9 protein-coding genes and 1 rRNA gene (1 of these 10 only partly in view) are annotated in these 12052 nt (G+C 32.0%); 9 read left to right on the top strand and 1 reads right to left on the bottom strand.

What is annotated here, in order from left to right; translation table 11 throughout:
* Positions 1-428, bottom strand: a 16S ribosomal RNA gene (locus tag BLT88_RS03900); it reaches 1092 nt to the left of the window's first position.
* Between the two features lie 1031 nt (positions 429-1459).
* Between BLT88_RS03900 and thrS the strand changes: the two genes are divergently transcribed.
* The 9 genes from thrS to glgB all read left to right on the top strand — a co-directional run bounded on the left by thrS (position 1460) and on the right by glgB (position 12015).
* A complete protein-coding gene (gene thrS, locus BLT88_RS03895; protein WP_091953131.1) occupies positions 1460-3400 on the top strand; it encodes a threonine--tRNA ligase in 1941 nt (646 codons plus the stop codon).
* Positions 3401-3515: 115 nt separating this feature from the next.
* Positions 3516-4034, top strand: a complete 519-nt coding sequence (infC, locus tag BLT88_RS03890; protein ID WP_081958182.1) for a translation initiation factor IF-3 — start codon at positions 3516-3518, stop codon at positions 4032-4034.
* Between the two features lie 33 nt (positions 4035-4067).
* Complete coding sequence (gene rpmI / locus BLT88_RS03885) at positions 4068-4265, top strand: 50S ribosomal protein L35 (protein ID WP_036787103.1); 198 nt, start codon at positions 4068-4070, stop codon at positions 4263-4265.
* Between the two features lie 93 nt (positions 4266-4358).
* Positions 4359-4703 (top strand): 50S ribosomal protein L20, encoded by a 345-nt coding sequence (gene rplT, locus BLT88_RS03880; protein ID WP_036787106.1) that lies wholly within the window; start codon positions 4359-4361, stop codon positions 4701-4703.
* A gap of 84 nt (positions 4704-4787) precedes the next feature.
* On the top strand, positions 4788-5387 hold the full coding sequence (locus BLT88_RS03875; RefSeq protein WP_091953130.1) for a hypothetical protein: 600 nt from the start codon (positions 4788-4790) through the stop codon (positions 5385-5387).
* A 211-nt stretch (positions 5388-5598) separates the two neighbouring features.
* Positions 5599-6804 (top strand): glycogen synthase, encoded by a 1206-nt coding sequence (glgA, locus tag BLT88_RS03870; protein ID WP_091953128.1) that lies wholly within the window; start codon positions 5599-5601, stop codon positions 6802-6804.
* Positions 6805-6808: 4 nt separating this feature from the next.
* The gene (locus BLT88_RS03865) at positions 6809-8074 is read left to right on the top strand and encodes a glucose-1-phosphate adenylyltransferase (protein ID WP_036787150.1); all 1266 of its coding nucleotides are present in this window, start codon (positions 6809-6811) and stop codon (positions 8072-8074) included.
* A 42-nt stretch (positions 8075-8116) separates the two neighbouring features.
* Positions 8117-10054 carry an alpha-1,4-glucan--maltose-1-phosphate maltosyltransferase gene (locus BLT88_RS03860; protein ID WP_091953126.1) on the top strand — a complete coding sequence of 646 codons (1938 nt, stop codon included), beginning with the start codon at positions 8117-8119 and terminating at the stop codon, positions 10052-10054.
* Between the two features lie 53 nt (positions 10055-10107).
* Entirely contained in the window at positions 10108-12015 is a 1908-nt protein-coding gene (gene glgB / locus BLT88_RS03855) for a 1,4-alpha-glucan branching protein GlgB (protein WP_036787156.1), read from the top strand.
* The last annotated feature ends 37 nt before the right edge of the window (positions 12016-12052 follow it).

The following is a 12052-nucleotide window of genomic DNA, read 5'->3' as shown; positions in this document are numbered from 1 at the left end:
CAACCCATAGGGCAGTCTTCCTGCACGCGGCATGGCTGGGTCAGAGTTGCCTCCATTGCCCAATATTCCTCACTGCTGCCTCCCGTAGGAGTCTGGTCCGTGTCTCAGTACCAGTGTGGGGGATCCCCCTCTCAGGGCCCCTACCTATCGAAGTCTTGGTAAGCCGTTACCTTACCAACTAACTAATAGGACGCATAGCCATCTTTTACCGATAAATCTTTAATTAAAACTCGATGCCAAGTCTCAATACTATAAGGTATTAATCTTCATTTCTAAAGGCTATCCCTCTGTAAAAGGTAGGTTCTATACGCGTTACGCACCCGTGCGCCGGTCGTCATCTGTAGCAAGCTACAATGTTACCCCTCGACTTGCATGTGTTAAGCCTGCCGCTAGCGTTCATCCTGAGCCAGGATCAAACTCTTCATTGTATATTTTAAATAATATGAATGAATAAGTTTCAAAAGAATTTGTCTAAATTTAATTAAACATGGTTATTCTACTCTTTGTTTACGCTGTCAATTTCAATATTTTCAATGAACTTCTAGAATAATAATCTCATGCATTTAAAACAATCATTATAAATCCTATCTTGTAGAAATACTAGAATCGAACTAGTAGACTTTTTATCAAAATCCTTACCAAAATCTCTGTAATCTTTTTGCCGTATTTGTTAGCGGGTGCAAATATATAAACTATTTCTATTCCAACAAGAAAAAAAATACTTTTTTTTAAACCCCTTTAAAACTAAAAAAACTGAACGTAGCTGCCGAAAATTTCGGACTGCAAACATACAACGTTTTTTAATCATAAACCAAATAAAAATAAACCTTATTTTTAATAAAATCTAAACAACCTTATCAAAATTAAAACCCAATCTAATCCTACAATACAACAACTCAATGAACATCACCAACAAAACAAAATCCCCGTTAGCGGGTGCAAATATACACCCTCTTTCTAATCTCACAACTATTTATTAATACTTTATCCAAAATTATCATAACAAAAAACGTAAATACATTGTATTGAAGTATTTAGAATCTAATCCTTTTTAAAACTTTTCAATTTTTTTAACAAATAATCAGAAATAACCAAGTGTTTAAAAGAAATACATAGCAGTTCTATCATTCTCCATCATTAATTTTTTTAGAAAAAAACTTAAAATTATGACCCAAAAAGAAATCTAATATTAAAGAGTGGAAATTCTTTAAAACTCTTTTATTATTTGTTAAAATGCAGTGTTACGGATTGAAATGGCATCCTTTTTTGAAGAATTGAAAAAAAGATAGAATGTAAAGCCCGACCTTTTTTCTAGGTAAATCTTATTTTCAATGCTAATAGACTGCTAAAAAAAGGGAATACAAAAAGAAAAAAGAGAATAGGATTTAATAAGTAGAAATATCTATTGTGTAAAAAATTGTTTTCTAATATATTTGTGCCCTCAAATAGGCTATACTAAATGATTAAAATTACTTTACCTGACGGAACTATTAAGGAGTTTGCTAAAAACAGTACTCCGATGGATGTTGCAAAAAGCATTAGTGAAGGGTTTGCTAGAAACGTAATCTCAGCAAACTTTAATGACACAACACTTGAGACCACTACTCCATTAACCACTGATGGTTCATTAATTTTATATACGTTTAAAGATGATGGCGGTAAGAAAGCATTCTGGCATTCTTCTGCGCATGTTTTAGCCGAAGCTATTTTAAGTTTTTACCCGAAAGCTAAATTAACCATTGGACCTGCCATTGACAACGGTTTTTACTATGATGTAGATTTAGGAGAGAATGTAATTTCTGATAAAGATTTCAAAAAATTAGAAAGTAAATTTTTAGAGATTGCTCGCGGAAAACATGAGTTTTCTTTACGACCAGTTTCTAAAGCAGATGCTTTAACATTATATAAGGAAGAGAACAACCAGTATAAAGTTGAATTAATTGAAAATTTAACGGATGGAGATATTACTTTTTGTGACCATAGTAACTTTACTGATTTATGTAGAGGAGGGCACATACCAAACACTGGAATTATAAAAGCTATTAAAATAATGAGTGTTGCCGGTGCTTATTGGCGAGGTGATGAAAATAATAATCAATTAACTCGTGTTTATGGAATTAGTTTTCCAAAGCAAAAGATGCTAACTGAATATTTAGAGCTATTAGAAGAAGCAAAAAAACGTGATCACCGAAAACTTGGAAGAGAATTAGAATTATTTACATTTTCTCAAAAAGTAGGTGCTGGTTTGCCTTTATGGTTGCCAAAAGGAGCTGCTTTAAGAGGACGTTTAGAAGATTTCTTAAAGAGAGCTCAGAAAAAAGCAGGTTATGAGATGGTGATGACACCACATATTGGTCAGAAAGAATTGTATGTTACTTCTGGACATTACGAAAAATACGGTGCCGATAGTTTTCAATCAATAAAGACTCCTAAGATGGATGAAGAGTTTTTATTAAAACCTATGAACTGTCCACATCACTGTGAAGTTTATAACTTTAAACCGTATTCTTATAAAGATTTACCCAAACGTTTTGCAGAATTTGGTACTGTATACAGATATGAGCAAAGCGGAGAGTTACATGGATTAACTCGCGTTAGGGGATTTACACAAGATGATGCTCATATTTTCTGTACACCAGAACAATTAGATCAAGAATTTAAAGACGTAATCGATTTAGTATTGTATGTTTTTGGTTCGTTAGGTTTTGAGGATTTTACTGCTCAAGTTTCTGTAAGAGATAAAAGTAACCCCGACAAATACATAGGTGATGTTGAAACTTGGGAAATAGCTGAAAATGCCATTATAAGTGCAGCGACAGATAAAGGCTTAGACTTTGTAATTGAAGAAGGTGAAGCTGCCTTTTATGGTCCTAAATTAGACTTTATGGTAAAAGATGCTTTAGGCAGAAGTTGGCAACTTGGAACGATTCAAGTTGATTATAATCTACCAAAACGTTTTGATTTAACCTACAAAGGGGCAGATAATCAATTACACAGACCCGTAATGATTCACAGAGCACCATTTGGCTCCATGGAGCGTTTTATCGCAGTACTACTAGAACATACGGGGGGTAACTTCCCTCTTTGGTTAACTCCAGATCAAGTTATCTTGCTGCCAATCAGTGATAAATATCAAAAATATTCAGAAAAAGTTTTAGAATCGTTAGAAAATTCCGAAATTCGCGCCCTCGTAGATAACCGAAATGAAAAAACTGGTCGCAAGATTAGAGATGCAGAAGTAAACAAGACACCATTTATGGTAATTGTTGGTGAGAAAGAAGAGCAAGACGGAACGGTTTCTGTTAGACGACATGGCCAAGGAGATATAGGATCATTTACAATTGAAGAATTTATTTCGTTAATTAAAACTGAAGAAAGCAAAACATTGAAGAAATTTTAATTAATTTTGAATTTCATCAAAAAGAATAAAAGGTTGTAAAACAGCCATAAGTTAAACTTAAAATTTATAAGTCATAGCAATACGTAGAAGCAGGTCGAGAAGGCCGTTAAGAGTAATCAAAGAAGATCAACATAGGATTAATGAAAAAATAAAATATGTTGACGAAGTTCGTCTTGTGGGCGAAAATGTTGAAGTTGGTGTGTATCCTTTGGACAAAGCCAAAGAATTAGCCAATGAACAGGAATTGGATTTGGTAGAGATTTCTCCAAAGGCGAAACCACCTGTTTGTAAAATTATTGATTATAAGAAGTTTTTGTATGAACAAAAGAAACGTGAAAAATCTTTAAAATCTAAAGCTACCAAAGTTACGATTAAAGAAATACGTTTTGGACCTCAGACTGATGAACATGATTATGAATTCAAAAAGAAACATGCCCTAAAGTTTTTACAAGAGGGTGCAAAATTAAAAGCTTTTGTATTCTTTAAAGGACGTTCTATTATTTTTAAAGAACAAGGTCAAATTTTATTACTAAAATTAGCACAAGAATTAGAAGAGTATGGTAAAGTAGAGCAATTACCAAAATTAGAAGGTAAACGAATGATTATGTTTATTGCTCCAAAAAAAGTAAAATAAAAATCTTATAAGCAAGATAAAAACGAAGGAGAGATGCCTAAAATGAAAACCAAATCTAGCGCCAAAAAACGATTTAAAGTTACTGGTACTGGTAAAATCAAAAGAAAGCACGCGTTCAAAAGTCACATTCTAACGAAGAAGTCTAAAAAACGTAAATTAAAGTTAACTCATGATACTTTAGTACACAAGTCTGATGAGTCTAACATTAAGCAACAGTTAAACTTAAAGTAAGTTTAATAAGGGAATTTAATTATTAACCATGGAGCTAGGCCAAAATAAAAAGTATTCCGAAACGAATCGCCTACTACAAAAAACATTGAAATTATGCCAAGATCAGTAAATTCAGTAGCCTCAAGAAAAAGAAGAAAAAAAATCTTGAAGGCAGCAAAAGGTTACTTCGGACGTAGAAAAAACGTTTATACAGTAGCAAAAAATGCGGTTGAAAAAGGTATGCTTTATGCATATAGAGACCGTAAGAACAATAAGAGAAACTTCCGTTCTTTATGGATTGTGCGTATTAACGCTGCAGCTCGTTTACACGGAATGTCTTACTCTCAGTTTATGGGAAAAGTGAAAGCTAATAATATCGAATTAAACCGAAAGGTTTTAGCTGATTTAGCTGTAAACAACCCAAACGCTTTTAAGGCAGTTGTAGAGAAAATTAAATAAATAATAATACTTGCTTATATTTAAAAACCCAAACTTTTTGTTTGGGTTTTTTTCATAAATTTACATTATCAAAAAAGTATACAGATGAAATTTAAAATGTTATTTATTCTTTTTATTATAAACGCTTTTTCCTCTTTCTCACAAGAAGTTAGAGTAGAAGATTACTCAATAAAAGGTCAGTTTGATAAAGTCTACAGAACATCAACTACGTTTAGACCTCCTGGTACCGGTAAAAAATATAAAGTAATAGACATAGTTAAATTTCAGAAAATAAAAGAAAATGTTTTAGACTCTTTAAAAAACTCAAAAAAAATAATTTCTGAAAAAGAAAATTTATTAAACACGGAAAGAGAAAACATTCAAAAACTTAATACCTCTTTTAATAAAACTAAATTAGATTTAACTGTTGCTCTGCAAAAAGAAAACTCAATTTCCTTATTTGGGGCACAATTAAATAAAATAACTTACAACATAATTTTATGGTTTATCATTACGGCCTTAACCCTCTGTTTAATTTTCTTCGTTTTTAAATTTTCTAAAAGCAATGTGCTAACAAAAAAAGCTCAAGAAAACTTGAACTATGTTGAGGAAGAATTTGATAGTCATAAGAAAAAATCAATTGAAAGAGAACAAAAACTGCGAAGGCAATTACAAGATGAAATCAATAAGCACAGGAATGCTTAATACCTAACTTTTTATAATTACAATATTTCTAACAGAAGACAAAGAATACTGATTTATTGCCATTATTTGTCTTTTCTATTATGTTAATATTATCATACTGATAAAAATAATATTCTAAGAGAAACCTTCCTCGTTATTTTGTTGGTTTGGTTACAATTTACTACTTTAATGGACTATTAAGCCAAAACAAATTAACATCACAAAATTACTTATGAAAACCCTTTTTTATACTAGAGAATTCCCTCCTTATGTTTACGGTGGAGCGGGGGTTCACGTAGAATACCTTGCAACTGAATTATCTAAATTAATGAATGTAGATGTTCGGTGTTTTGGGGATCAAAATTCTAAAAAAGGAAGTTTAACGGTGAAAGGTTTTCCTTTTGATAACCCTATTTTTGATAATTCAAATGATCAATTAAAAGCTGTATTTAAAACTCTTAGTACTGGGCTTCATATGAACGCAGATGCAATTGATGCAGATATTGTGCATTGTCATACTTGGTATGCTCATTTCGCAGGTATTATTGCTAAACTTTGTTATGGTATTCCTTTAGTCATTACAACCCACTCGTTAGAGCCGCTAAGACCATGGAAAAGGGAACAACTAGGGCGTGGATATGATGCTTCCTCTTGGATAGAAAAGACAGCAATTGAAATGGCAGATGCATTAATTGCGGTTTCTGAGGAAACGAAAGAAGATGTATTAAAACATTTTAATGTTGACGAAAGCAAAGTAAAAGTGATTTATAATGGAATCAATCTTCAAGAATACGTTACTACTTCAGAAACTTCTACCTTAGATGAATATGGAATAGATAAAGACACCCCTTATGTACTATTTGTAGGAAGAATTACAAGACAAAAAGGAATTATTCATTTAGTAAATGCCATAAAATATATAAATCCAGACACTCAGATAGTTCTCTGCGCGGGTGCACCAGACACCCCAGAAATTGGAAAAGAAATGGAGGATGCTGTTAATGAGGTTAAAAAAAGCCGTAAGAATGTAATCTGGATTGATAAAATGTTATCAAAAAAAGAAATCATTCAATTATATTCTCATGCTGACGTATTTTGTTGCCCATCAATTTATGAACCTTTTGGCATTATAAATATTGAAGCTATGGCTTGTAAAACAGCAGTTGTTGCAAGTGCCGTTGGAGGAATAAAAGAGGTTGTTGTTCATGGAGAAACAGGTTTTTTAATTCCTGTAGAGCAGCAAAAATCCGCTCCTTTTGAGCCGATAAATCCAGATAAATTTGCTAAAGATTTGGCAAATGGTGTGAATAGCGTAATTAGTAATCCTTCATTAAGAAACTCTATGGCTAAAAAAGGTCGCAAAAGAGTTGAAGATTATTTTGATTGGATAGCAATAGCAAAACAAGTAGAAGAATTATATAAATCAATAAAAAAATAAGGCAATGATAAATGATAAAGTATTAGGAATTATTCTAGGTGGAGGCCAAGGGTCAAGATTATATCCATTAACTAAAGACAGATCTAAACCTGCTGTGCCTATTGCAGGAAAATATAGATTAGTTGATATTCCTATTTCTAATTGTATCAATTCTGATATCAAAAGAATGTATGTATTAACTCAATTTAATTCTGCTTCTTTAAATGCCCATATTAAAAATACCTATCACTTTAGTTTTTTTAGCTCTGCTTTTGTAGATGTTTTAGCGGCAGAACAAACTATTCATAGTGATAAATGGTTTCAAGGAACTGCAGATGCAGTAAGACAAAGCATGCATCACTTTTTAGCAAATGATTTTGAGTATGCTTTAATTCTTTCTGGTGATCAATTATATCAAATGGATTTTAATGATATGATTCAGAAACACGAAGAAAGTGGCGCAGAAATATCAATAGCTACCTATCCTGTTAACGCAAAAGATGCTACTCAGTTTGGGCTATTAAAAACAAATGAAGAAAATGTAATTACTTCGTTTATCGAAAAACCGGGTACTGAATTGTTACCAAACTGGACATCGGACGTTGGTGATGAGATGAAATCTCAGGGTAGAGATTACCTTGCCTCTATGGGTATATATATATTTAACAGAGATTTGTTAATTAAATTAATGGACAACCCTGATACAAATGATTTTGGAAAAGAAATTATTCCACAAGCTATTGCAAAACACAAAACACTGAGCTATCAGTATGAAGGTTATTGGACAGATATTGGAAATATAGACTCTTTCTTTGAAGCCAATTTAGGATTAACAGATGATGTTCCTCAATTTAATTTATATGATAATAAAGGAATTTATACAAGAGCCAGGGTACTCCCTACTTCTAAAATATCCGGAACTATTTTAAATAAAGCCGTTATAGGTGATGGATGTTTAATTCACGCAGAAAAAATAGAAAGGTCTGTTATTGGAATTAGATCAAGAATTGGTAAAAATTCTTTAATTTCTAATACCTACATGATGGGTAATGATTCTTATGAATCTTTAGAGCAAATTTCAAAAAATAATATTGAAATTGTAATGGGAATTGGTAATAGATGCTATATTCATAACTGTATCGTAGATAAAAATTGTAGAATTGGAGATGACGTAAGAATTAATGGTGGAACTCATATAGAAAATATAGAAACAGATTCTTATATGGTGAAAGACGGAATTGTAGTAATTAAAAAAGATGCTACTATCCCGGTTGGAACTATTATCGGATAAAACATTTTTTTACTTTTTTATTATAAAAACTTAAACAAATTAATGCAAAATCAAAGTAGAATTGTCATAGAAAATATTACTCCACAAATAAATAATGGAAAAGTATTTATAAAACGCGTTGTTGACGAAATTGTAAATGTAACTGCAGATGTTTTAGTTGACGGACATGATGTTCTTCAAGCTAATTTATTATTCAAGCACGAAACGGATAAAAATTGGTCAGAAGTTAGAATGTCCCCAACCTTTAATGATGAATATACTGCTAGTTTTCATACACCAAAACAAGGATTTTATTTTTATAAAGTCGAAGGATGGGTAGATTATGCTTTAAATTGGCAACATGGTTTAGAACGGAAAATTGATGATTATCAGCATGTAAGTTCAGAACTTTTAGAAGGAGCAGAACTACTATCTGTAATTAGTGAAAAAATATCTTCAAACGAAAAAGATTATTTACTTCATTTAATATTTATTTTTAAGAATAATAAAACGTATGCAGAAGCGATTAAAGAAGCTGTTTCTGAGAAGTTAACATCCATTTTAAAGCAATATCCAGAGAAAGTATTAATTGAAACTTGTCAAACATATCAAGTTTATGTAGATAGAAAAAAGGCAAGGTTTAGCACTTGGTATGAATTTTTCCCGCGTTCAGCTTCCGAGCAAGAAGGAGTGCATGGTACCTTTAATGACTGTCATAGACTACTTCCAAGAGTTGCACAAATGGGGTTTGACACCTTATACTTCCCTCCTATTCATCCAATTGGAGAAGTAAATAGAAAAGGCAAAAATAATACTACTGTTGCACAAGATGGAGATGTTGGCTCTACTTGGGGAATTGGCTCTAAACATGGAGGTCACAAAGATTTACATCCGGAGCTAGGTTCTTTGGAAGACTTTAAAAACTTAGTTTCAAAAGCAAAAGAATTAGAAATTGAAGTTGCTATGGACTATGCATTGCAGGCAGCACCTGATCATCCTTGGGTTAAAGAACATCCAGATTGGTTTAAATGGAGACCAGATGGAACTGTGCAGTATGCAGAAAATCCACCAAAAAAATATCAAGATATTCTCCCCATTTATTGGGAAAGTAAAGATTTTAAAAATCTATGGAAAGAATGTTTAGATACCTTATTGTTTTGGATTGATTGTGGACTTAATATTTTCAGAGTTGATAACCCACATACAAAACCTTACTATTTTTGGGGCTGGATTATTGCCGAAGTAAAGAAAAAACATCCAGATGTATTATTTTTAGCAGAAGCTTTTACCAAACCGAAAGTAATGCAACAATTAGGGAAGCAAGGCTATACACAATCTTATACTTATTTTACTTGGAGAGAGTCGAAACATGAATTGATCGAATACATGAATGAGCTTACCAAAACAGATCAAAAAGAATATATGAGACCAAATTTCTGGCCAAATACACCAGATATTAATCCATTTCATTTACAAGGAGCTCCAGAAAGTAAATATTTACAGCGCTATGCTTTGGCGGCAACATTAAGTTCTAATATAGGTATTTATGGACCCGTTTTTGAGCAGATGATTAGTGACCCTATTCCTGGAAAGGAAGAATATTATATGTCAGAAAAATTTCAACTTTGTCATTATGATTGGTTTAAAGAAAATAAAGTAACTACTTTAATTTCTAGAATTAACAACATTAGAAAAGAAAACGAGTCTTACCAACAAACAAATAATATTCAATTTTTAGAAACTGGTAACGATCAAATCATAGCATTCTATAAATGGAATGATACTAGAACTAATGAAACATTAACAATTATAAGTTTAGACGCTTATAATGCACAAACTGGTTCTGTACAATTACCACTTCATGAATTGAAATTAAATCATGGTCAAAAAATAGAAGTTGAAGATTTGGTGACAAGAAATTGCTATAATTGGTATAATGAATGGAATTATGTAGAATTACATGCAACCTTGCCGTTTCATATTTTTAAAATTAACAAGTAAAACATAAAATATTTCTATTAAAATAATTTAGAAAATGTTTTGACCTTATAACTATGGCACAAACAAAAATACACAGTCTTTTTACAGAATTTGATATCCATCTTTTTCAGGCAGGAAAACACTATCGTCTCTACGAAAAATTTGGATCACATATTACAACCGTAGATGGTATAAAAGGAACTTACTTTGCCGTTTGGGCTCCAAGTGCAAAATCTGTTGCTGTAATTGGGGATTTTAATTTTTGGTTGGAAGGAGAGCATCACTTAAATGTACGTTGGGACGGAAGCGGAATTTGGGAAGGTTTTATTCCTGAAGTTAGCAAAGGAAGTATTTATAAGTATAAAATTAGAAGTTCTAATAACGATATAACTACAGAGAAAGCTGATCCTTTTGCAAGGAGATGCGAGCACCCGCCAAAAACGGCATCGGTTGTTTGGGAAGATGAATATGCTTGGAAAGATAAAAAATGGATGAAAAACAGAAAAAAGAACAATGCATTAGATGCTCCCTTTTCTGTTTATGAAGTCCATTTAGGTTCTTGGAAAAAACAAATTGAAGAAAATCGCTTTTTAAGTTATAGAGAATTAGCAGAAGAATTAGTTGATTATGTTGAAGAAATGAATTTTACACATGTAGAATTTATGCCAATCATGGAATATCCGTATGATCCAAGTTGGGGATATCAATTAACAGGATATTTTGCTCCGACATCACGTTTTGGTTATCCAGATGAATTTAAATATTTAGTAGATAAATTCCACGAAAAAGGAATTGGAGTGCTGTTAGATTGGGTTCCTTCGCATTTTCCTTCAGATGATCATGGTTTAGGTTTCTTCGATGGTTCGCATTTATATGAACACCCAGATAGAAGAAAAGGGTATCACCAAGATTGGAAGAGTTTAATTTTTAATTATGGAAGAAACGAGATAAAAGCATTTTTAATTAGTAATGCAATTTTTTGGCTAGACCAATATCATGCAGATGGTTTAAGAGTTGATGCCGTAGCTTCTATGTTGTTTCTTGATTATTCTAGAGAAGAAGGGCAATGGGAACCAAATGAATTTGGCGGAAGAGAAAACTTAGATGCCATTAATTTTATTAAAGAAATGAACGCGGCTGTTTATGAAGCTTTTCCAGATGTTCAAACTATTGCGGAAGAATCTACCTCTTTTCCTCAAGTATCTCGACCAATTTACGATGGTGGTTTAGGTTTTGGTATGAAATGGATGATGGGTTGGATGCATGATACTTTAGATTATTTTGCTAAAGAGCCTGTTTATAGAAAACATCATCAAAATGATTTAACCTTTAGTTTAAATTATGCATTCACAGAAAATTTTATGCTACCTCTTTCTCATGACGAAGTTGTGTATGGTAAAAAATCAATCGTAGATAAAATGCCTGGTGATGAATGGCAAAAATTTGGAAACTTACGTTTACTTTATGGCTTCATGTATACACATCCAGGAGCAAAATTATTATTTCAAGGTGGTGAATTTGGACAAACAAGTGAATGGAATTTTAATGGAAGTTTAGATTGGCATTTGTTAAATTTCGATGTACATAAAGGAGCACAAAATTTAGTAAAAGATCTAAATAAATTATACAAAAAAGAACCCGCTTTGCATCAAAAGCAATTTTCACCAGAAGGATTTGAATGGATCGATCACGGAGATCATGAAAACTCAGTAATGTCTTATCTTAGAAAAGGTATAAATGAAAAAGATAATATAATTGTTGTTTTAAACCTTACTCCTGTTCCGAGAGAACATTATAGAATAGGTTTACCAAAAGCTGGTGCATTAACAGCCATTTTTAATAGTGATGCTATAAAATATAACGGATCAGGAAAATTTAAAAACAAAAAAATAACTTCAGATCAAAAAGTATGGAATGCTAGAGAGAATTCTATCGAACTAAATTTACCCCCATTAGGTATGATGGTCTACAAATACAAATAATATTAAACCCTCTTTTTTATCTCTGATGCTATAATGA

It is taken from the genome of Polaribacter sp. Hel1_33_78 (genome assembly GCF_900106075.1).
Taxonomy (GTDB): Bacteria; Bacteroidota; Bacteroidia; order Flavobacteriales; family Flavobacteriaceae; genus Polaribacter.
This window is presented reverse-complemented; position numbering and strand designations above follow the sequence as displayed.

Bases quoted from the DNA above. Each gene is read 5' to 3' on its own strand.
- thrS (WP_091953131.1), top strand. From the start codon at position 1,460: ATGATTAAAATTACTTTACCTGACGGAACTATTAAGGAGTTTGCTAAA.
- rpmI (WP_036787103.1), top strand. From the start codon at position 4,068: ATGCCTAAAATGAAAACCAAATCTAGCGCCAAAAAACGATTTAAAGTT.
- rplT (WP_036787106.1), top strand. From the start codon at position 4,359: ATGCCAAGATCAGTAAATTCAGTAGCCTCAAGAAAAAGAAGAAAAAAA.
- BLT88_RS03875 (WP_091953130.1), top strand. From the start codon at position 4,788: ATGAAATTTAAAATGTTATTTATTCTTTTTATTATAAACGCTTTTTCC.
- glgA (WP_091953128.1), top strand. From the start codon at position 5,599: ATGAAAACCCTTTTTTATACTAGAGAATTCCCTCCTTATGTTTACGGT.
- BLT88_RS03865 (WP_036787150.1), top strand. From the start codon at position 6,809: ATGATAAATGATAAAGTATTAGGAATTATTCTAGGTGGAGGCCAAGGG.
- BLT88_RS03860 (WP_091953126.1), top strand. From the start codon at position 8,117: ATGCAAAATCAAAGTAGAATTGTCATAGAAAATATTACTCCACAAATA.
- glgB (WP_036787156.1), top strand. From the start codon at position 10,108: ATGGCACAAACAAAAATACACAGTCTTTTTACAGAATTTGATATCCAT.